Here is a 20,210-nt window from a genome sequence, read left to right on the forward strand (position 1 = left end):
GGGCTGGGGGCTGAGCGCCCCGTCCGGGGAGCGCCCCGGACGAGGCGGCCGGGAACGAGGACGGGGACGGCCCGGAGGCCGTCCCCGTCGGACCGTCCGTCCGTGTGGCCCTACGCGGTCCGGCGTCTGCGTACTCCCGGGGAGACCGCCACCCGGCCCACCGCCCAGAACAGCAGGAGGGCGAGCAGCGCGAGGACGGCCGTGAGGGCGGCTCCGCCGACCACCTTCTCGTAGTCGTGCTGGTACAGGCCGTCCAGGATGTACCGGCCCACACCGCCGAGGGAGACGTAGGCCGCGATCGTGGCCGTCGAGACGATCTGGACCGTCGCCGAGCGCAGCCCGCTGAGGATCAGCGGCAGCGCCGCCGGGACCTCGACCTGGAACAGGATCCGCGCCTCCGGCATGCCCATGCCGCGTGCGGCGTCGACGGGGGAGGGGTCCACGGTGCGGATCGCCTCGTAGGTGGTGACGAGGACCGGCGGGATCGCCAGCACCACGAGCGGGATCATCACCGGCACGATGCCGAGGCCCAGCCAGAAGAACATCAGGACCAGGAGCCCGAAGGTCGGCAGCGCCCGTGCCCCGGCGGCCAGGAAGGCCAGCGTGTTGCCGCCGCGCCGGGTGTGCCCGGTGACCAGACCGACCGGAAGGCCGATGGCCGAGGCGATCGCGAGGGCCGCGGCCGTGTACTGGACGTGCTCCCACACGCGTTGCGGGATGCCGTCGCGGCCGTGCCAGTGCGAGCCGTCGCTGAAGAAGGACTGCATGAAGTTCAGTACGTTCACGAGGCGCCCTCCGCGGTGTGCGCGACGGGGTCCGCGGGAGTGGCGCCGGAGCGCCCGGCGGCGCGGCCGGACGGCGGCTGCCAGGGGGTGAGGACCCGACGGAGCAGGACCAGCAGGGCGTCGATCACGATCGCGAGGACGGCGGTGGTGACCACCGAGGTCACCGCGAGCCGGGGGCGGCCGTACAACTGGGCGGTGGTCAGCAGGTTTCCGAGCCCGCCCTGGTTGCCGATCAGCGCGCCGACGCTGACCAGGCTGATGCTGGAGGCCGTGGCCACCCGCAGTCCGGCCATGATCGCCGGTACGGCGATGGGCAGTTGGACCTGGAAGTAGCGGCGCGCGGGACCGATGCCCATCGCCGTGGCGGCGGCGTTCGTCTCCTCGGGGACGGAACGGATCCCGTCGACGACCGCCGGGACGAGCACGACCAGGCTGTACAGGCACAGCGGGATCATCACCGTCAGCTGGGTCAGCCCGGTGTAGTCGATGAGCACGACGAAGAAGGCGATCGAGGGGATCGCGTAGAGCACGGTCGAGGTCCACAGGAGGGGCGCGTAGAGCCAGCCGTGACGGACGCACAACAGGCCGACCGGCAGCGCCAGCAGGAGCCCGGCCAGCACGGGGACGAGCGCCTCCTGCAGGTGGACGGCGATCAGACCGCCGTAGCTGTGCTGGAGGTCGCTCGGTATGTCGAAGAACCCGTTCATCGCCCGGCCTTCACCGCCGGCGCCTCCTGCGGGGCGTCCGCCGCCCGCCGCCGGGCCGACCGGATCGCCGCGGCCACCGTCTCCTGCCCGGCGACCCCGAGGACCTTCCCGGAACCGTCGACGCCGACGGCCTGTCCGGTCGGCGACAGCACGGTCCGGTCCAGGGCGACCCGCAGCGAGTCACGGCCCACCTCGAAGACCGGGCCGTACGGTTCGAGGGCCTCGACGTCCCCGTCCCAGCTTCCGGGGTCGGCCCAGCCGAGCGGCCTGCCGTCGGCGTCGGTCACCAGGACGGGCGCCCCCTCGGGCGCGCGCCCGGACATCTCCCGCCGGTCGGAGCCGACGGGGAAGACCCGGGAGCGGTCGAGTTCCAGATCGCGGGTGGACAGGAACGACAGACCGCGGATGCCCCGGTCGGAGCCGAGGAACTCCTCGACGAACGGATCGGCCGGTGACGAGAGGATCTCGTCGGGGGCCGCGAACTGGGCGAGTCTGCCGCCGGTGCGCAGCACGGCGATCCTGTCGCCGATGGTGATCGCCTCGTCCATGTCGTGGGTGACGAAGACGATGGCCTTGCCCAGTTCGCCCTGGATGCGCAGCAACTCCTCCTGCAGACCCCGGCGTACGACCGGGTCGACCGCGGAGAACGGCTCGTCCATGAGCAGGATCGGCGGGTCGGCCGCCAACGCGCGGGCGACACCGACCCGTTGCTGCTGACCCCCGGAGAGCTGGTACGGATAGCGGCGGGCCATGGCCGGGTCGAGGCCGACCCGCTCCATCAGTTCCGCCGCGCGCTCGCGGGCGCGCTGCTTGGACCAGCCGAGCAGCCGGGGCACGGTGGCGATGTTGTCGAGGACCGTCCGGTGCTGGAAGAGGCCGGCGTTCTGGATGACGTAACCCATGGAGCGGCGCAGGGTGTTGACCGGGCGGCTGCGGACGTCCTCGCCGTCGACGCGGATCGTGCCGCTGCTCGGCTCGATCATGCGGTTGATCATGCGGAGCGTGGTGGTCTTGCCGCAGCCCGAGGGTCCGACGAGAACGGTGATGGAGCGGTCCGGTATCTGGAGGGACAGGCGATCGACGGCCACCGTGCCGTCGGCGTATCGCTTGCTGACATCTTCGATGGCTATCAAGCGTCGAAACCCTTCGGGAACGGCCTTGCCCGCGCGTGGCGCGATCACGTGCACGAGGGTGCGTAGTCTAATCAGTCGATGTCCGTTCCCGGCCATGACAGATCGTGAACATCGTGCGTAGCCCGCTGTCTCCGGGACCGTGACCCGCCGCCGTTCGGTGCCGGCGGGGAGACGGTCCGTGGGTGCCGCGCTCGCCCCGGGGGGTCAGCCCTCCGAGCCCGCGGAGGCCGCGCCCACGCTGACCAGTTCCCGCGACGGCACGCGCTCGTGGAGCTCGCGGTTCTCCACGGTGCGCTCCGCGGGCCCCTGCCCGTTCCGCCGCCACAGCCACAGGATGTCGCGGCCGAACGACCACACGAGCAGCGCGAGCGCCGTCAGCACGGCCGCGAGGTTCATGTCGTACGGCAGGAGACCGGAGCCCGCGACCAGCAGGATGACGCCCTGCAGGGCCGCCACCGTCTTGCGCGCCATGCTCGGCGGCAGCTCGCCGTTCAGCCACGGCAGCACCCGGGCGGCGGCGACGAACGCGTACCGCATCGTGCCGATCAGCAGCACCCACGGACCGAGCGACATCCCGACGTACACGCTCAGCACGAGGATCAGGAACGCGTCCACCTCCATGTCGAAGCGGGCGCCCAGGGCCGAGGACGTGCCGGTCCGCCGGGCGACCTTGCCGTCGACGCCGTCGAGGATCAGGGCGACCGCCGTCAGACCGACCAGCAGGCTCACCGGCGGCGAGCTCTCGAAGGAGTCCGCGACCAGCGCGGTGACGCCGCCGACCAGGATCGAGCGGCCGAGCGTGACCCGGTTGGCGGGTCCGAAGGAGCGGGGCTGCGTGCGCCGCAGGGCGCGGGTGAGCACCGCCCAGGTGGCGAACGCGAACACCAGGCCGGACAGCCACCCCGCGGGCCCCATCCCGATCGCCGTGCCCAGCAGGGCCAGGACCAGGAGCTGCACGCCGGCTCCCACCATGGTCTCCTGCTGGGGGAGCCTTGCGCCGTACATGTTGTTCAGGGCCACCGCAGATCCTCCGGCCGAATGACAGATTCGATCAACGCCGCGTACCGTGTGCGCGACTTGTCACTGCTCCGTACGTGAAGATCTGCTGAATCGTTCAGGGGGACGCTCATGGAACTCACAGCTCGCGCCTTCTGGCTCTCCTCGCCGGGCCACGGCGAGATCCGTGACGTCACCCTCAACGCGCCTGGGGAGGGCGAGGTACTGGTCCGTACCCTCTACTCGGGAGTCAGCAGGGGCACCGAGACCCTGGTGTTCCGCGGGGGAGTGCCGGAGAACCAGCACGCCTCGATGCGCGCGCCGTTCCAGGACGGGGATTTCCCCGCACCCGTGAAATACGGCTATCTGAGTGTCGGCCGAGTGGAGGAAGGCCCCGCGCACCTGCTCGGGCGCACGGTCTTCTGCCTCTACCCGCACCAGACGCGCTACGTCGTCCCGGCGAGCGCCGTGACCGTCGTGCCCGAGTCGGTGCCCGCCTCCCGCGCCGTCCTCGCCGGCACCGTCGAGACCGCGGTGAACGCCCTGTGGGACGCCACCCCGCTGATCGGCGACCGGATCGCCGTGGTCGGCGGCGGCATGGTCGGCTGCTCGGTGGCGGCCCTGCTCGCCCGCTTCCCCGGGGTGCGCGTCCAGCTCGTCGACGCCGATCCGGCGCGCGGTGACATCGCCCGCGCGCTCGGCGTCGATTTCGCGCTCCCCGAGGAGGCCGAGGGCGGGCGCGACCTCGTCGTGCACGCGAGCGCCACCGAGGCCGGGCTGGACCTCTCCCTCGGTCTGCTCGCCCACGAGGGGACCGTCATCGAGCTGAGCTGGTACGGGGACCGCCGGGTCGCCCTGCCGCTCGGGGAGGCGTTCCATTCGCGCCGGCTGACCCTGCGCAGCAGCCAGGTGGGTTCCGTCTCCTCCTCCGCCCGGGCCGGAAGGACGTACGCCGACCGGCTGGCGCTGGCCCTCGAACTCCTCGCCGAACCGGCCTTCGACGCCCTGATCACCGGCGAGTGTTCCTTCGGGGAACTCCCCGACGTGATGGGGAAACTCGCCTCCGGATCGATACCCGCCCTGTGTCACCGAGTCGCCTACGAAGAGGTTTGAGCCGTCGAGAACCGGCCTGACCTCCACGGACTCCGAAGAAAGGGCGACACGCGGCTGAACAAGGTGAACCGGGCAGCCGTACTACACGACGTGATCCCGGCAGGGGATCAGACGCACCGCACCTGGAGGGTCGTCCGTTGTTCAGCATCACCGTCCGCGATCACCTGATGATCGCCCACAGCTTCCGTGGCGAGGTCTTCGGACCCGCGCAGCGCCTCCACGGGGCGACGTTCCTGGTGGACGCCACCTTCCGTCGCCCCGAGCTGGACGACGACAACATCGTCGTCGACATCGGACTGGCCACGCAGGAGCTCGGCGCCGTCGTGAGCGAGTTGAACTACCGCAATCTCGACAGCGAGCCGGACTTCAAGGACACCAACACCTCGACCGAGTTCCTGGCGAAGGTGATCGCCGACCGGCTCGCCGACCGGGTGCACGCCGGAGGCCTCGGCGAGGGAGCCCGCGGCCTCACCGGGATCACCGTCACCCTGCACGAGTCGCACATCGCCTGGGCGAGTTACGAGCGTGACCTGTGACCGACGTGACCCTCGACAAGGCGTCCCCGCTGTCCGGCCGTGCCGCGCGGGCCGCCGGATCCGGTGCCCTGAACTACGTGCCCGTGCAGAACGCGGCTCTCAAGAACGCCGAGATCATCCCCATGTCCCTGCGCACCGTGCACTTCGTCATGCCGGGCGGCGTCGACGACCCGGCCACGCCGAGCGGCGGCAACGCCTACGACCGCCGGCTCTGCCTCGACCTGCCCGGCTTCGGCTGGCAGGTCGAGCGGCACGTCCTCGACGGCGAGTGGCCCCGCCCCGGCGCGAACGCCCGTACGGAGCTCGCCCGGACCCTGGCCGACCTGCCCGACGGCACGGTCGTCCTCCTCGACGGGATCGTCGCCTGCGGAGTCCCCGAGATCGTCGCCCCCGAGGCCGACCGGCTGCGTCTCGTCGTCCTCGTCCACCTGCCGCTCGGCGACGAGACGGGCCTGGAGCCCGCCGTGGCCGCCGAGCTGGACGCCCTGGAACGTACGACCCTGCGGGCCGTTCCGGCCGTCGTGGCCACCAGCGAATGGGCCGTCCGCCGGCTCGTCGCCCACCACGGCCTCGCCCCCGACCGGGTCCACGCCGCCGCGCCCGGCGCCGACATCGCCCCGCTCGCCTCCGGCACCGACGGCGTCTCACGGCTGCTGTGCGTCGCCTCGGTCACGCCGCGCAAGGGCCAGCACCGGCTCATCGAGGCCCTCGCCACCGTCACCGACCTGCCCTGGAGCTGCGTCTGCGTCGGCGGCCTCGGCCAGGACCCGGCCTACGTCGACCACCTGCGCGGCCTGATCGCCAAGTACGGCCTCGGCGACCGGCTGCACCTCGCCGGCCCCCGGGCCGGTGCCGAACTCGACGCCACCTACGCCGCCGCCGACCTCATGGTCCTCACCTCCTACGCGGAGACCTACGGCATGGCCGTCACCGAGGCCCTGGCCCGCGGCATCCCCGTGCTCGCCACGGACGTCGGCGGTGTGTCCGAGGCCGTCGGACGCGCCCCCGACGGCGGGGTGCCCGGCATCCTCGTGCCCCCGGAGGCCCCGGCGGCACTCGCCGCCGAGCTGCGCGGCTGGTTCGGCGAGGCCGACGTGCGCCGCCGGCTGAAGGCCGCCGCCCGCGGACGGCGCGCCGCGCTCGACGGCTGGGCGACCACCGCGCGCAGTCTGGCCGGGGTGCTCGGCCGGCTGCCCCAGGAACCCCGGAGGGCGGCGTGAGTACCGCGACGACCCCCACGAGCGGGCCGGACTCCGGCATCCCCGAGGAGAAGGTGAGGACGGGCGTGCCCGGTCAGCGTGTCGGGGACCCCGACACCGAAGAGGTGCGCTACGCGCCCCAGTGGCTCCAGCTGCGCGAACCGGCCGACGCCGCCGCGCGGGCGGTCGACCTGCTCGACCCGCTGCGCATCCGGCTGGCCAACCGGCCCGTGCGCGGCGGACTCGCCATCCACGACCTCGGCTGCGGCACCGGCTCCATGGGCCGCTGGCTGGCGCCCCGGCTCGACGGTGCCCAGCACTGGATCCTGCACGACCGGGACCCGTACCTGCTGCACTTCGCCACCGTCGGGGCGCCCAAGGCCGCGGCCGACGGCAGCCACGTCGACGTCACCACCCAGCGCGGTGACATCGGGCGGCTGACCGCGGACGCCCTGGCCGGTGCCTCCCTGGTGACCGCCTCGGCGCTGCTCGACGTGCTCACCGCCGAGGAGATCGACCAGCTCGCGGCGGCCTGCGCCGGAGCGGGCGTGCCCGCCCTGCTGACGCTGTCCGTCGCCGGCCGGGTCGACCTCACCCCGGCCGACCCGCTGGACGCCGAGATCACCGAGGCGTTCAACGCCCACCAGCGGCGTGGTGAACTGCTCGGTCCGGACGCGATCACCGTGGCCTGCGAGGCGTTCGCCCGTCACGACGCGACCGTCCGGGTGCATCCGAGCCCCTGGCGGCTCGGCCCCGGCGAGGCCGAGCTCACCGCGGAGTGGCTGCGCGGCTGGGTCGGCGCGGCGGTGGAACAGCGCCCCGAGCTGGCGGAACGCGCGGAGGCGTATCTGGAGTCCCGGCTGGCCGCGTGCGCCGCGGGCGAGCTGCGGGTGGTCGTCCACCACAGCGACGTGCTGGCGCTGCCCCACCCGGTCGGGGGTGCGGCGTGAGCGCGGGCCTGGAGACGCCGGTCACGGCCGCCGCCCTGGTGGCCGTGGACCCGGACCTCGACGGCCCGCACCTGAACGACCCCGCGGAGTCCGGCGCGTCCGCCTCGCGGACGCCGGGCCCCGCGGGCACCGGGCCGGGGTCCGCCCCGGCCGGGGACCCCGGGAGCCCCACGGCCGACGGAACCTCACGGGCCCGGCGCGTGTCCGGCCGGGTCCGCAAGCACCTCGGCACCGCCGCCGGCGTCCTCATCCTCGGAGTGCTGCTCTGGCGGCTGGGTACCGGGGTGTTCATGGACGGGCTGCGGCGGATCGACGGGACCACGCTCGCGGTGGCGATCGGGATCGGGCTGCTCACCACGGTGTTCAGCGCCTGGCGGTGGTGCCTGGTCGCGCGGGAACTGCGCATCGAACTCCCGCTGGGCGCGGCCGTCGCGGACTACTACCGCGCGCTGTTCCTGAACGCCGCGCTGCCCGGCGGGGTCCTCGGCGACGTGCACCGGGCGGTGCGGCACGGGCAGAGCGCCGGTGACATCGGCCGGGGCGTGCGCTCCGTGGTGCTCGAACGCACCGCGGGACAGGCCGTGCTGGTGGCCGTCGGCGCGGTGGTGCTGCTCACCCAGCCGTCGCCCGTGCTCGCGCAGGCCCGCGAGGCCGCCCTGGTCCTCACGGCCGTCGCGGTGTGCGGCGCGGGGGCGTTCGCCGTCGTCCGCGGATGGCGGGGCCCTTCGGGGGCCGGACGGTACGGAGCCGTGCGCGGCGCGCTCGTCGAGGCGCGGGGCGCCCTGCTGGCCCGGCGCAGCTGGCCCGGCGTGGCGCTCTCGTCGGTCCTGGTGCTCGCCGGGCACCTCGCGATGTTCGTGCTCGCCGCCCGGGACGCCGGATCCGACGCGTCGGTCGCCCGGCTGGTGCCCCTGGCCGTGCTGGCCCTGCTGGCCATGGGACTTCCGCTGAACGTCGGCGGGTGGGGCCCCCGCGAGGGCGCCACCGCCTGGGCGTTCGGCGCCGCCGGGCTCGGCGCCGGCACGGGCCTGACCGTCGCGGTGATCTACGGGGTGCTCAGCTTCGCGGCGGCCCTGCCCGGCGCCGTGGTCCTGGTCGTCCGGTGGGGTGCGGCGCTCCGGCGCCCCCGCGAGGAGAGCGCGGGAGGGCTCGATCAGTGCAGCGTCTCGGACGTCACCAAGGAGAAATACGCTCCGAAGGCCTCGGTCAGCCCGGCGAGGAGTTCCTTCCCCTTCTCGGCACCGGCCATCGAGGGACGCCCGATGACCCCGGACTCGGTATAGGCCGACATGCCGAGGGTGAGCAGATGCCGGCGGTCGTCGGCGACGAAATCGGAGGCCTCATAACCGTCTTTGACGCATTCCGGATGGGCATGCAGGAGAATGGACGTCTCGATTTCTCCCGCGTGCATATCAGTGAGCAACGACGTCTGCACACCGGCCCGTTCGCACGCTCCTTCCCAGTCCTCCATGGCAGGGAAAAGCGCCATGCGCGTACCGGTGCCCGCGGATTCCTGGACCACATTGCCCAGCACGTAATTTCCTCCGTGCCCGTTCACCACGACCAGGGTGTCGACGCCCGACCGCCGCAACGAAGCGGCGATGTCCCGGACGACGGCGTACAGCGTGACGGCGGAAATGCTGACGGTGCCCGGCCAGTCCGCGTGCTCGTGCGAGCAGGAGATCGTCACCGGAGGAAGGAGATGCACCGGATAGGCGGCCGCGATCTCCCGCGCGATGGCGCACGCCACCAGTGTGTCGGTCGTCAGGGGCAGGTGGGCGCCGTGCTGTTCGAGGCTGCCGACGGGAAGGACGGCGACCTGGCGGGCGACACCGGACCCCCGCTCGCGGACATCCTCCGTGGTGTCCAGTGACAGCAGACCACCCGACACCATCACACGTGTTCCCGAACTACTCATCTCTCACGGCCCTTTCGACTCTGCTTAGGAACCAGATCATGACAGATAATTTTGGCGAGCTCGGCGGGAATGCCCCCCTCACAGGTGTCGAACGCGTCGTGATTGCCCCGCTGCCCACCGTGCACGGCGATTTCCACGCGGTCGGTTACCTCGACCACGACCTCGGTGAGGAACAAGTCGTCCTCGTGTACGGCGACTTGGACACCCTCGGAAAGGGGGACGTCCTGACCCGGCTGCATTCCGAATGCCTCACCGGCGATTCCTTCGGATCGCAGCACTGCGAGTGCGGCCCCCAGCTCACCGCCTCGCTGCAGGCCATCGTGGCCGAGGGCCGCGGCGTCCTCGTCTACCTGCGGGGCCACGAGGGCCGGGGCATCGGCCTGCTCGCCAAGCTCAAGGCGATGAAGCTCCAGGCGGAGGGGCTCGACACCGTCGAGGCGAACGTCGCCCTCGGGCTGCCGGTGGACGCCCGCGACTACCGGGTGGCGGCCCAGATGCTGCACGACCTCGGCGTACGGTCCGTCCGACTGCTGTCGAACAACCCGCGCAAGCGCGAGTCGCTGCAGCACCACGGCATCGAGGTCGCCGAGCAGGTGCCGCTCCTGATACCGCCGTGCGAGGACAACCTCACCTACCTGCTGACCAAGCGGGAGCGCCTCGACCACTACCTGCCCCACCTGGACGGCGAGGAATGGGCGAAGGCCATCTTCGCCGGGGAGGCGAAGACGGTCGTCACCGAGGAATGACGGAAGAGGCCGCCGGAAGCGGGACGGCGGAAGAGACGGCGGAAGAGGAATTACGGGAGAGGGGCGTACGGTCCCGGGGCTGTGCGAACCAGGGCCCCGGACCGGCCCCGCCCCGTGCGGTCACCGCATGTCCGAGGACGCCCGGCAGAACCGGGCGCGCCCTCGTACCGGTCAGGACCGTACCGCCTCGTGCACCAGCCGCTTGAGGTCGGGGAAGACCGAGTGCGAACCCTTCGGGCGCAGTTGGCTCAGGAACTGCACGGTCAGATCGCGCCGCGGGTCGACCCAGAAGGTCGTGGTGGCCACCCCGCTCCAGCCGAACGCGCCCTCACCGGACGGCGCCCGGGTGACGGCCGGGTCCACCACGACGGAGACGCCCAGGCCGAAACCGAGACCCGCGTTGCCGGGTTCCTGGTGGACCGGGCTGCCGAAGGAACGCCGGTCGGCGTTGCCGGGCAGCTGGTTGGCCGTCATCAGGTCCACGGTCGAGGGACGCAGCAGCCGGGTCCCGTCGAGTTCGCCGCGGCGCCGGAGCATCTCCATGAAGCGGTGGTAGTCGTGGGCCGTGGCGACCATTCCCCCGCTGCCGGACAGGAAGCGGGGCCGGCCGCGCAGCGGGAGACCGGCGATCGGGACGAGTCCGCCCTCGTCGTCCTCCCCGTACAACTCGGCGAGTCTTCCCGCCTGTTCGTCCGTGACCTGGAAACCGGCGTCCGTCATCCCGAGCGGCCCGAGGACGCGCCGGTGGAGGAAGTCGTCGAGGTCCTGGCCGGACACCACCTCGATGACGCGGCCGAGGACGTTGGTGGCCACCGAGTAGTTCCACCGGGTGCCCGGCTCGAACTGGAGCGGCAGCCGGGCGTACACCTCGCACGTCCCGGCCAGGTCGGCGCCCGGTGCCACCGAGGACTCGACCCCGGCGTCCCGGTAGAGCGCGTCGACGGGATGCGCGTGGTAGAAGCCGAAGGTCAGACCCGCGGTGTGGGTCAGCAAGTGCCTCACCAGGATGGGCTGTTCAGCGGGCCGGGTCCTCGTGCCGGGCCCCGACCCGCCGACGTACACCCGTGGTTCGGCGAAGGCGGGAAGGAAGTCGGCCACCGGGTCGTCGAGCCCGAGGCGGCCCTCTTCGAACAGCATGAGCGCGGCGACCGAGGTGACCGGTTTGGTCATGGAGTAGATCCGCCACAACGTGTCGCTCTCCACCGGGAGTTCCGCCGCACGGTCACGCCGGCCGTACGTGGTGAGGTGGGCGACCTGCCCGTGCCGGGCGACGGAGACCAGGAAGCCGGGCAGCCGGCCGTCGTCGACCAGAGCGGCGAAGTGCCGGTCGAGTCGGTCCAGCGCCCCGGGGTCGAGACCCACGGCTCCCGGCTCGACCTCCTGTCGCAGATGTCCCATGGTTCTCCTTCGGGCTGCGGCTCTTGTCCCTCATCGTCCCAAACGTTCCGGTGATGCGTCGGCCGGGCTCGGCCCGGTGGTGCTCACGGGGTCCTCGTACCCCGGAAGCCCCAGGGCGAGCAGGGCCGCCGTCGCGGAGAACACCGCGAGGACGGTCAGCGGGGGACCGACGCCGGCGCCGGGCGTCAGTGACATCAGCGTGGCCGCCACCGCGATCCCCAGCGTGGGTCCGATGTTCATCGCCGTCTGCTGCAGCCCGCCCGCCACACCGGCCGACGCCTTGGGGGCGTGCCGCACGGCGACCGCCGTCGTGGTCACCATCACGGTGACGAAACCGGCGCCCAGCAGCAGGAAGGCGCAGCCGATCGGCAAGGCCGTGGACCCCGGTCCGAGCCGGGCCAGGAGCAGGATGCCGAGCGTGAGGACGAGCGCTCCGGCCACGACGGTCCGGCGCGGGCCGAACCTGCGCATGAGCACGGCGGCGAGGGGAGCGCCGAGCACCATCATCACACCGGCCGGCAGCGCCCGCAGGCCGGCTTCCTGCGGGTCGAGGCCCAGGATCCGCTGGAGGAACCAGCTGGCGGCGAACAGGGTGCCGAGCAGGGCGGCGGACACGGTGACCAGGATGCCGAGCGCCGCGCCGATGGTCGCCGAGCCGAGGATCTCGGGCGGCACCAGGGGGCTCGCGGCCCGGCGCTGGCGGCGCCCGAACGCGATGCCGGCGGCGGCCACCACGGCCGGACCGGCCGCGGTCGTCGCCGTCCAGCCGGTCCCGGGCACGGCGACCAGCGTGTGCACCAGGGCGACCAGGGCGACGGTGAGCAGACAGGCGCCCGGCACGTCGAGGCCGTCGGCCGCCGAGGTGCGGCCGGTCCGGGGCCCCGGGGCGGCCGGGGTCCGGACGGCGAGCGCCGCCACGCCCATCGCGAGGGCGGGCGGGACGTTGAGGAAGAAGACGGACCGCCAGCCGAAGAGGTCGACCAGGGCGCCGCCGAGCAGCGGACCCGCGGCCGCGGCGATACCGATGGCGCTCGCCCGCAGCGCGACGGGAGGCCCCAGCCGGTCGGGCGGGTACGCGGCGCGCAGCATGCCGAGCGTGGCCGGCTGCAGCAGCGCGCCGAAGACGCCCTGGGCGACCCGCAGCGCGATCACCCAGCCGATCCCGGGCGCGAGGCCGATCCCGGCCGAGGCCGCGCCGAATCCCAGGATGCCGAGCGCGAAGACCCGCTGGTGCCCGTGGCGGTCCCCGAGGCGCCCCGCGAACACCAGCAGGCCCGCCACCGCGATGAGATATCCGGTGCTGGTCCACTGGACCTGCGCGAACGAGGCGCCCAGGTCGGCCCCCAGCGCGGGCTGCGCGACGGTGAGGACCGTGCCGTCGAGGGCGACGATCACGGCACCGACGACGCTGCTCGCGAGGGTGACCGCGCGGTGCGCCCTCCCCGGAGCCGTGGCCGTCATCGTTCCTCCGGTCCGAGGTGCGCGTCGAGCGCCGCGATCAGCAGAGGAGCGTGGTCGCCGGCGTCCGTGGCGAGCTTCAGGCTTCCCCAGCCCCACAGCTGGGCGATGCCGTGCAGGTTCGCCCACAGGGCACCGGCGAGGATCCGGGCGTCGGCCTCCGGGCGTACCCGGCCGACGAGGTCCACCAGCGTCGCGAACATCGGCAGACTGGTCTCGCGGAGCCCCAGCCGGTTGCTCTCCAGCAGGTCGTGACGGAACATCAGCTCGTACATGCCGCGCTGGGACAGCGCGAAGTCCAGGTAGACCTCCGCCAGGGCGGTGAGGCGGGCGCGGGGACCGGTTCCCGTGTCGGCGACCGCCTTCGCCGCGCGGTTCTGGAGGTCGGCGAAGCCGCGCCGCGCGATGGCGGACAGCAACTCCACATGGGTCGGGAAGTAGCGGCGCGGAGCGCCGTGCGAGACCCCGGCCCGCCGGGCGATCTCCCGCAGCGTCAGCGCCTGCGCCCCCTCCGCCGTCACGAGTTCGACTCCGACGTCGATCAGCCGGGCCCGTAGGCCGGTGGCGTCCGGATCATTCATAGACACTGTCTACCAGTCGGGAGTAGACAGTGTCTACGGGATGACGTGACGCAGCCGGAGCGTTGACGCGGATATGACCGACGAAGAGAACCAGGACGCACTGCTGAAGCTGCTCTCCGAACACAAGGGCGGGGTGATCGTCACCCTCAAGAAGGACGGACGGCCCCAGCTGTCGAACGTCAGCCACATGTACTACCCCGACGAGGGGATCATCCGGGTGTCGCTCACCGACGACCGCGCCAAGACCCGCAATCTGCGCCGGGACCCGCGGGCCTCGTACCACGTGACCAGCGCGGACCGGTGGGCGTACACGGTCGTCGAGGGGACGGCCGAGCTGACGCCCGTCGCGGAGGATCCGCACGACGCGACCGTGGAGGAACTCGTCCGGGTCTACCGGGACGTCCTCGGCGAACACCCCGACTGGGACGAGTACCGCGCGGCGATGGTTCGCGACGGCCGCCTGGTGCTGAGGCTGCACGTCGAGCGGGCGTACGGAATCCCCGGGCGCTGATACGGAGTCCCCCGACGCCCGGGCCGTGACGCGCCGCGCGGAGTCACGGCCCGGGGGGTGCCGCGGACGCGAGCGTTTCGGGTGGTGCGGGCGGCCCCGGTCGCCCGGGACGCCCGCACCACCGGCAGGCCTCAGCCGGTCAGGGACTTCCACAGCGTGATCGGGCGGTCCTCGACCGTGATCTGGTCGGGGTGTCCGTGACCGTCCGCGATGCAGATGATCCGGTATTTCTGCTGGTGGAACACCCAGAACAGGCTCAGCCCGTTGATGCGCTGCATGTCCGGTACAGCGAGGAACTCGTCCACGCGGGAGACGCCGGCCAGCGACTGCCACAGACCGAGCGAACGGTCGCCGCGCTCGATGACGTCGTTGTGCGTGGAGCCGTCGGCGATCGAGATCAGCCGGTAGACCTGCTGCCCCAGGGAGGAGTGGAAGAGCCAGTAGTAGCTCTTCCCGTTGACGCGCTGCATGTCGGGCACCGGCAGGAAGGCGTCGGCCTGCTCGATTCCGTTGAGCGAGGCCCAGGCCGAGATCGGCCGGTCGGGCCGGTCGACGGCGCCCGCCGCCTCGGGGTCGAGTCCGGACTCGGCCCCGTCGGCGATCGAGATCAGCCGGTAGACCTGGCGGCCCTCGACGGTGTGGAACAGCCAGTACCGGCTCCGGCCGCCCACCCGCTGCTCGTCCGGCACCGGCAGGATCGCGTCCACCTTCGACACGCCGAGGTAGCACGGCCAGGTGGCCAGGGGCCGGTCGGGGCGCTCGACGACGTCCTTGTGCTCGTCGCCGTCGGCGATGGAGATGGTGCGGCAGACCGGTCCGCCGCCGCCGGTCCCGTAGGCCCAGTACCAGCTCTTGCCGTCGTCCCGCTGGCGGTCGGGAATCGGGAGGAAGGCATCGGTCGGCCGGACGGTGTCCGGGAGCTTGTCGGTCAGGCGGCCCTCGCCCAGCAGCCGCAGGGTGGTGAGCGAGGGGACGAAGGCGTAGACCGAGCCCTCGGTGGTGACGAACTGATGGAAGCTCAGCTCGGTCGTCGCGCCGGGACTTTCGAAGTTGACCTTGCCGGTGGGGCCGACCCCAGGGTCGGGGCCGGGCTTCATGGGGCGGTTCGGCGGGAAGTCGACGTTGTTGATCCAGCTCTTCTGGATGAACTCGAACTGCTCGACGAGGTCGGACTGGTAGCAGACGAAGAGCAGTCCGCGCGGGTGGTCGGGGCCGCCCGGGCCGTCCGAGGCCGGGTCGAAGGGCGCACCGTAGGGGGCGCCGCGGCGGATGATCCGGCGCCGGTCCATGACCGGGTTCTCGGGGAGCGGCTCCGTGCCGGGCTCCCCCTGCAGGCCGTCCCGGGGATTGGTCTTGCGCAGGTGGGAGAAGAGCGGGGTGGTGAACCCCTCCGGGTCGTTGCGGTAGCCGAAGTCGTTGTCCTGGCCCGCGAGGGCGTTGTCCGGCATGTCGGCGTGCGGGCACTTGGCGACAGGCGTGCCCGAGCGCCAGCGGCCCACCAGGCGGGCGGCCAGCCATTCGGTGGTCGCCTCGTCCGGCACCACCTTGGCCTTCCGCAGGACCTTCAGCTGCGCGGTGACCTGGGCCCACCAGCCCGGCACGTCCTGAGCGAGCCGGCGCACCACCTGGAAGCTTCCGTTGGCGGCCCACTCGGGCATCTCGTCGTACGGGATCCCGCCGACCCGGTCGTGCCCGATGACGAACTCGCCGGGCGGGATCAGCCGGGTGCCCGGGTGGTCCTTGACGTACTCCGGCCGCTTCGGGTCGGGCTCGTCGAAGCCGATCACCCCCGGCTCGCTGACCCCGTCCTTGAAACCGAAGTGTTCCTTTCCGCGGCGGGTGCCCGGCAGCGTGGCGCCGTTCTGCTGGAAGACGATCACGATCTTGGCCTGCGCGGCCGCCTCGCGCTGGGCGGTCAGCGCGTCCTGGAGCCCCTCGGCGGTGTCGGAGGCGATGGTGACCACGGCGTGCACGGTCTGGCCCTTGCCGTCCCCGAACAGCCAGTTCTCGGGTGAGCTGTCGCCGGTGTCGCCCAGCGAGCGCTTGTGGGACCCCTCCTTGAACGCCTCCAGGGTGCCGCCCTTGCGTACCGAGGGCAGGGGATCCTTGCCGCCCACGAGGACCTTCAGACCCTCGTAGGTGAAGCTGACGTTCGTCCAGGTGGCCTTCAGTGTGTGCGGGTCGTCGCCGCCGGTGGCCTGTCTGGCCTTGCTGAACGCCGCGTTGAAGGTGGCCACCTGTCTGGTGGTGGAGATCTGGGACGCGAGCCGCTTCACCCAGGTACGGGCCCTCGCGGGGTCCTCGAACTTGAGGAAGAGCAGCGCCATGCGGTCCTTCTTGAAGCCCGCGATCACGTCGCCCTGGATGTCGTCGCTGTCACGCAGCCTGGTCTCTTCTGTCACGTTTCCTCCTTGACAGCCGCATATGCCATGTAATGATCACAGTAATCGCGCCGCTACGCCATGTGATCGACGGAGAAGTGGGGTATCGCCGGACGGGCCTGTCGGCAGGTGTGTGCCGCGATGTAAAACCCTTGTCCCGTACGGGTCCTGACTCGTTCGGCTGTCGGAAGATCACCCGCCCGCCCGGCATCGCGCGACAGCGGGCGACCGAGCCGCGAACACTGTGCGTAGTCATGTGCCCGCGTCATGTGCCCACCGTCGAGCCGGTGACACGGCGCGGCCGCGATGCCACCGCCGCGCACCCTGCGCCCCTCTCTCGCAAGGAGTCCCATGTCCCGTAGGAACCTGACCGGGCCGTCGTCCAGAAGGATGCTGTCCGCGACGATCTCCGCGTGTGCCGTCTCCGCGCTGACACTCGCCGTGCTGTCCTCCGGCCCGGCCGCCGCCCACGGGCACGGCGGTGACGCCCCCTCGGCCGACCGGGCGAAGGCGGACCCGGACGAGGCGAAAGTCATCGGCCAGGAGCACGCCGAGGAACACGCCATGACCAGGAAGGCCGTCAGGGCCGTCGGCGAGTACCCGCAGACCACCCGCACCGAGCGGCTCAAGGCGCTCGCGGCCTCCCAGGCCAAGGCCAACGCGGACTTCGACGCGCTGGACTCCGGCCGGTTCCGGGAGTACTTCCAGTCCCCGGACTTCGCCGCGCACATCGCGATGCTGCCCACCGGCAAGGTGCTGCTGTTCTCCTTCGAGCGCATCGAGACCAACCCCCAGAAGGAGCCGGCCCCGACCGACACCATCGGCAAGGAGAACGCGGGCCGCGCCTACCTGTGGGATCCGGCCAAGGGCACGGGAGCGGACTCGTTCACCAAGGTCACACCGCCCGTGATCGACATGCCGGACGGGCTCAACCAGCCCCGTCCCGCGCCGTTCTTCTGCGCCGGCCACTCCTTCCTGCCCAACGGGATGCTCGGCGTCTTCGGCGGCAACCTCGGCGGCAACGGCGGCAGCGGCGCCAAGCTCTCCCTGGTGTTCGACCCGTGGGAGGAGAAGTGGTACCAGAACCAGGACATGGTGGTCGGCCGGTGGTACCCGTCGGTGGTGACCGGCGCGGACGGGCGGCAGCTGATCATGTCCGGCCAGTCGGAGCTCGGCTGGGGCACCCCCACCTCGATCGTCGAGCGCTTCCCCGCCCTGAACAAGCCGGTGCCCACGGCCAAGACGGACAAACCGGAGGGCTGGGCGCCGGAACTGTTCAAGGCCGACGCCCCGTTCAAGCGGGACTACCCGCACCTCTTCTCACTGCGTGACGGCAAGATCTACGGCCTGGGCCGGGACCACGACCAGCAGTGGAAGTTCGATCCCACCACCGAGACCCGGACGGAGCTGGCACCCCGGCCGGACGGCATGCCGCGCAACTACGGGTCCGCCGTGCCGCTCCCCGCCGGCTTCAAGGGCCCGGACTCGCTGCTGGTGCTCGGCGGGGACCGGAACGACCCGAACACCTATCAGCTGGTGGGCGGTCAGTGGAGCAAGGAGAAGGCGAGGGCCTTCGGCCGCACCCAGGACGACACCCTGCTCATGCCGGACGGGACCCTGATGACCGTCAACGGCGCCTTCGACATCCGCGACTACGGCAACGGCCCGTACAACCCCAACGCGGACCTGAAGTACCGCCAGATCGAACTGCGCGACGAGAAGGGCAACTGGAAGCTCGGCCCGGCCCAGCGGCTGCCGCGCGGCTACCACTCCAACGCCGTGGTGCTCCCGGACGGCCGGGTGATGGTCACCGGTGACGAGCTCCAGCAGCTCGCCAACGACCCCGACATCAAGGACGACATGAACGGCAGCATCGAGATCTACGAGCCGGCCTACCTCCAGCAGGGCGGCCGTCCCCACCTCGGCACCGTGTTCAACCCGTCCGTCGGGTACAACGAGAAGATCACGGTGAGCAGCAACACCGCCGCCGACGTCACCCGCGCCGTCCTGCTGGCACCGACCACCGCGACCCACTCGCTCAACACCAGCCAGCGCCACCTCGACCTGCGGATCAAGAGCCGCAGCGGCAGCTTCATCGAACTGCAGGCACCTCCGTCGGCCAACGCCGCCCCGCCCGGCTACTACATGCTCTTCCTCCTCAACGAGGAGGGCGTCCCCAGCACCGCCGGCTGGGTTCAGCTCAAGCCGGCCTCCGGCGGCCAGACCCGGGGGTCGGGCCACCACCCGCGGTGACCGCCCGGCTCTAAAGGTCGAACTCGTGCGGGGGCAGGTCGAGCGTGAAGCACGCCTCCCGCACGACGGCCTGCTCGGTCTTGTCGAAGTCGCCGTCGGCACCGCCGATGACGATGCCGATCTGGATGACGGCGCGTGCCTCGGCGGGCTTCTTCTTCGCCTTGGCGATCTCCTGGAGAACGCCGACCTTGCCGAAGGCGAAGTCGGCGGTCAGCTTGTTCAGGTTGTCGTCGAAACGACGCTGCAGGTCCATGGCGTCGAAGTTCTGCAGCACCTCGTTCGTGGCGATGAGCTGGGCCACGCGCTGTCGCTCGGACGGGTCGATCGTGCCGTCCGCGGCGGCGACGAGCGCGCACATCGCCATGCTCGCGTCGCGGAAGGCACCGCTCTTGAGATCGTTCTTCTTCGCCACGAGCTGGGTCTGCATCGTCGACGCGGATTCCTTGATGCGGTCCCACAGGGCCATGAGAACTCCATATGTCGTCAGGAGTCCGGTCCGCCCCAGCGGGCGGACCGGTGCTCCTCGGCTTCTACGGCAGCAGTGTTTCTACGGCAACAGTGTGGAAACTAGCGGACCGTGACGGAAGTTCCCGGTTGATTCCACGCGACGATCACCGGATCGCCGCGCACCCGGCCGGGCCGGGCCCGGTGGAGGGGCCCTACTTCGCCGACTCGACGGCGTGGCCGCCGAACTGGTTGCGCAGCGCCGCGATCATCTTCATCTGCGGCGAGTCGTCCTGCCGCGAGGCGAAGCGGGCGAAGAGCGACGCGGTGATCGCGGGCAGCGGCACCGCGTGGTCGATGGCCGCCTCCACGGTCCACCGGCCCTCGCCGGAGTCCTGCGCGTAGCCGCGCAGCTTGTCCAGGTGCTCGTCCTCGTCCAGCGCGTTGACGGCGAGGTCGAGCAGCCAGGACCGGATGACCGTGCCCTCCTGCCAGGACCGGAAGACCTCGCGCACGTCCGTGACGGAGTCGACCTTCTCGAGCAGCTCCCAGCCCTCGGCGTAGGCCTGCATCATGGCGTACTCGATGCCGTTGTGGACCATCTTGGAGAAGTGGCCCGCGCCGACCTTGCCGGCGTGCACGAAGCCGAAGTCGCCCTCGGGCTTGAGCGCGTCGAAGACGGGCTGCACCTTGGCGATGTTCTCGGCGTCGCCGCCGACCATCAGCGCGTAGCCGTTCTCCAGGCCCCACACGCCGCCCGAGACGCCGGCGTCGACGAAGCCGATGCCCTTGGCCGCCAGCTCCTCGGCGTGCTTCTCGTCGTCCGTCCAGCGGGAGTTGCCGCCGTCCACGACCGTGTCGCCGGCCTCCAGCAGGTCACCGAGTTCGTCGATGACGGTCTGGGTGGGGGCGCCGGCCGGCACCATCACCCAGACCACACGCGGGCCTTCGAGGCTGCTCACGAGTTCGGCGAGGCTGTGCACGTCGGCGAGGTCCGGATTACGGTCGTAGCCGACGACGGTGTGGCCGGCGCGGCGTATGCGCTCGCGCATGTTGCCACCCATCTTGCCGAGACCGATGAGTCCGAGCTGCATTGTCAGT

18 protein-coding genes and 1 pseudogene are annotated in these 20,210 nt (G+C 71.7%); 8 read left to right on the plus strand and 11 right to left on the minus strand.

What is annotated here, in order from left to right:
- Window positions 1-110: 110 nt before the first annotated feature.
- From ACICHK_RS32425 to ACICHK_RS32440, 4 genes are all read right to left on the minus strand, one after another.
- Window positions 111-785 (minus strand): ABC transporter permease, encoded by a 675-nt coding sequence (locus tag ACICHK_RS32425; protein WP_406839667.1) that lies wholly within the window; start codon window positions 783-785, stop codon window positions 111-113.
- Window positions 782-1,492 carry an ABC transporter permease gene (locus tag ACICHK_RS32430; protein ID WP_406839668.1) on the minus strand — a complete coding sequence of 237 codons (711 nt, stop codon included), beginning with the start codon at window positions 1,490-1,492 and terminating at the stop codon, window positions 782-784. Before ACICHK_RS32430 ends, ACICHK_RS32425 begins: the two co-directional genes overlap by 4 nt.
- Entirely contained in the window at window positions 1,489-2,625 is a 1,137-nt protein-coding gene (locus ACICHK_RS32435; RefSeq protein ID WP_406839669.1) for an ABC transporter ATP-binding protein, read from the minus strand. Before ACICHK_RS32435 ends, ACICHK_RS32430 begins: the two co-directional genes overlap by 4 nt.
- 204 nt (window positions 2,626-2,829) lie before the next feature.
- Complete coding sequence (locus ACICHK_RS32440; protein ID WP_406839670.1) at window positions 2,830-3,645, minus strand: CDP-alcohol phosphatidyltransferase family protein; 816 nt, start codon at window positions 3,643-3,645, stop codon at window positions 2,830-2,832.
- A gap of 108 nt (window positions 3,646-3,753) precedes the next feature.
- Between ACICHK_RS32440 and ACICHK_RS32445 the strand changes: the two genes are divergently transcribed.
- From ACICHK_RS32445 to ACICHK_RS32465, 5 genes and pseudogenes are all read left to right on the plus strand, one after another.
- Entirely contained in the window at window positions 3,754-4,734 is a 981-nt protein-coding gene (locus ACICHK_RS32445) for a zinc-binding alcohol dehydrogenase (RefSeq protein WP_406839671.1), read from the plus strand.
- Window positions 4,735-4,871: 137 nt separating this feature from the next.
- Window positions 4,872-5,270: a 6-carboxytetrahydropterin synthase gene (locus ACICHK_RS32450; RefSeq protein WP_151472973.1), complete on the plus strand. Its 399-nt coding sequence runs from the start codon at window positions 4,872-4,874 to the stop codon at window positions 5,268-5,270.
- Entirely contained in the window at window positions 5,267-6,490 is a 1,224-nt protein-coding gene (locus ACICHK_RS32455) for a glycosyltransferase family 4 protein (RefSeq protein WP_406839672.1), read from the plus strand. Before ACICHK_RS32450 ends, ACICHK_RS32455 begins: the two co-directional genes overlap by 4 nt.
- A complete protein-coding gene (locus ACICHK_RS32460) occupies window positions 6,418-7,419 on the plus strand; it encodes a class I SAM-dependent methyltransferase (protein WP_406841375.1) in 1,002 nt (333 codons plus the stop codon). Before ACICHK_RS32455 ends, ACICHK_RS32460 begins: the two co-directional genes overlap by 73 nt.
- A gap of 290 nt (window positions 7,420-7,709) precedes the next feature.
- Window positions 7,710-8,435 (plus strand): annotated as a pseudogene (locus ACICHK_RS32465) (lysylphosphatidylglycerol synthase transmembrane domain-containing protein); the annotation flags it as partial.
- Between the two features lie 137 nt (window positions 8,436-8,572).
- Here ACICHK_RS32465 and ACICHK_RS32470 read toward each other — a convergent pair.
- The gene (locus ACICHK_RS32470; protein ID WP_192582684.1) at window positions 8,573-9,337 is read right to left on the minus strand and encodes a creatininase family protein; all 765 of its coding nucleotides are present in this window, start codon (window positions 9,335-9,337) and stop codon (window positions 8,573-8,575) included.
- A 38-nt stretch (window positions 9,338-9,375) separates the two neighbouring features.
- Between ACICHK_RS32470 and ribA the strand changes: the two genes are divergently transcribed.
- Complete coding sequence (ribA, locus tag ACICHK_RS32475) at window positions 9,376-10,083, plus strand: GTP cyclohydrolase II (protein ID WP_151472970.1); 708 nt, start codon at window positions 9,376-9,378, stop codon at window positions 10,081-10,083.
- Between the two features lie 171 nt (window positions 10,084-10,254).
- On the opposite strand, the gene ACICHK_RS32480 is transcribed toward ribA, so the two are convergent.
- The 3 genes from ACICHK_RS32480 to ACICHK_RS32490 are packed head-to-tail and all read right to left on the minus strand — an operon-like array spanning window position 10,255 to window position 13,520.
- Window positions 10,255-11,481 carry a serine hydrolase domain-containing protein gene (locus ACICHK_RS32480; protein ID WP_406839673.1) on the minus strand — a complete coding sequence of 409 codons (1,227 nt, stop codon included), beginning with the start codon at window positions 11,479-11,481 and terminating at the stop codon, window positions 10,255-10,257.
- A gap of 30 nt (window positions 11,482-11,511) precedes the next feature.
- Window positions 11,512-12,942 carry an MFS transporter gene (locus ACICHK_RS32485; protein ID WP_406839674.1) on the minus strand — a complete coding sequence of 477 codons (1,431 nt, stop codon included), beginning with the start codon at window positions 12,940-12,942 and terminating at the stop codon, window positions 11,512-11,514.
- A complete protein-coding gene (locus ACICHK_RS32490) occupies window positions 12,939-13,520 on the minus strand; it encodes a TetR/AcrR family transcriptional regulator (protein ID WP_406839675.1) in 582 nt (193 codons plus the stop codon). Before ACICHK_RS32490 ends, ACICHK_RS32485 begins: the two co-directional genes overlap by 4 nt.
- Window positions 13,521-13,593: 73 nt before the next feature.
- Here ACICHK_RS32490 and ACICHK_RS32495 point away from each other — a divergent pair, with 73 nt between their 5' ends.
- Window positions 13,594-14,031, plus strand: a complete 438-nt coding sequence (locus ACICHK_RS32495) for a PPOX class F420-dependent oxidoreductase (protein WP_406839676.1) — start codon at window positions 13,594-13,596, stop codon at window positions 14,029-14,031.
- Between the two features lie 131 nt (window positions 14,032-14,162).
- On the opposite strand, the gene ACICHK_RS32500 is transcribed toward ACICHK_RS32495, so the two are convergent.
- Window positions 14,163-16,433 carry a Dyp-type peroxidase gene (locus ACICHK_RS32500; protein WP_406839677.1) on the minus strand — a complete coding sequence of 757 codons (2,271 nt, stop codon included), beginning with the start codon at window positions 16,431-16,433 and terminating at the stop codon, window positions 14,163-14,165.
- Between the two features lie 330 nt (window positions 16,434-16,763).
- Between ACICHK_RS32500 and ACICHK_RS32505 the strand changes: the two genes are divergently transcribed.
- Entirely contained in the window at window positions 16,764-18,665 is a 1,902-nt protein-coding gene (locus tag ACICHK_RS32505) for a galactose oxidase-like domain-containing protein (RefSeq protein WP_406839678.1), read from the plus strand.
- A 10-nt stretch (window positions 18,666-18,675) separates the two neighbouring features.
- Here ACICHK_RS32505 and ACICHK_RS32510 read toward each other — a convergent pair whose 3' ends face one another.
- Together ACICHK_RS32510 and gnd are read right to left on the minus strand one after the other, a co-directional pair.
- Window positions 18,676-19,131, minus strand: coding sequence for a tellurite resistance TerB family protein (locus ACICHK_RS32510; protein WP_406839679.1), 456 nt, complete (start codon window positions 19,129-19,131; stop codon window positions 18,676-18,678).
- A 193-nt stretch (window positions 19,132-19,324) separates the two neighbouring features.
- Window positions 19,325-20,203: a phosphogluconate dehydrogenase (NAD(+)-dependent, decarboxylating) gene (gene gnd / locus ACICHK_RS32515; RefSeq protein ID WP_151472964.1), complete on the minus strand. Its 879-nt coding sequence runs from the start codon at window positions 20,201-20,203 to the stop codon at window positions 19,325-19,327.
- Between the last annotated feature and the right edge of the window lie 7 nt (window positions 20,204-20,210).

This window comes from Streptomyces sp. AHU1 (assembly GCF_045343905.1).
GTDB classification, from domain to species: Bacteria; Actinomycetota; Actinomycetes; order Streptomycetales; family Streptomycetaceae; genus Streptomyces; species Streptomyces triticiradicis.

What these genes read in the sequence shown, in the direction of transcription:
- ACICHK_RS32430 (WP_406839668.1), bottom strand. Translation starts at nt 1,492, where the DNA reads ATGAACGGGTTCTTCGACATACCGAGCGACCTCCAGCACAGCTACGGC.
- ACICHK_RS32445 (WP_406839671.1), top strand. Translation starts at nt 3,754, where the DNA reads ATGGAACTCACAGCTCGCGCCTTCTGGCTCTCCTCGCCGGGCCACGGC.
- ACICHK_RS32470 (WP_192582684.1), bottom strand. Translation starts at nt 9,337, where the DNA reads ATGAGTAGTTCGGGAACACGTGTGATGGTGTCGGGTGGTCTGCTGTCA.
- ribA (WP_151472970.1), top strand. Translation starts at nt 9,376, where the DNA reads ATGACAGATAATTTTGGCGAGCTCGGCGGGAATGCCCCCCTCACAGGT.
- ACICHK_RS32480 (WP_406839673.1), bottom strand. Translation starts at nt 11,481, where the DNA reads ATGGGACATCTGCGACAGGAGGTCGAGCCGGGAGCCGTGGGTCTCGAC.
- ACICHK_RS32485 (WP_406839674.1), bottom strand. Translation starts at nt 12,942, where the DNA reads ATGACGGCCACGGCTCCGGGGAGGGCGCACCGCGCGGTCACCCTCGCG.
- ACICHK_RS32490 (WP_406839675.1), bottom strand. Translation starts at nt 13,520, where the DNA reads ATGAATGATCCGGACGCCACCGGCCTACGGGCCCGGCTGATCGACGTC.
- ACICHK_RS32495 (WP_406839676.1), top strand. Translation starts at nt 13,594, where the DNA reads ATGACCGACGAAGAGAACCAGGACGCACTGCTGAAGCTGCTCTCCGAA.
- ACICHK_RS32505 (WP_406839678.1), top strand. Translation starts at nt 16,764, where the DNA reads ATGTCCCGTAGGAACCTGACCGGGCCGTCGTCCAGAAGGATGCTGTCC.
- ACICHK_RS32510 (WP_406839679.1), bottom strand. Translation starts at nt 19,131, where the DNA reads ATGGCCCTGTGGGACCGCATCAAGGAATCCGCGTCGACGATGCAGACC.
- gnd (WP_151472964.1), bottom strand. Translation starts at nt 20,203, where the DNA reads ATGCAGCTCGGACTCATCGGTCTCGGCAAGATGGGTGGCAACATGCGC.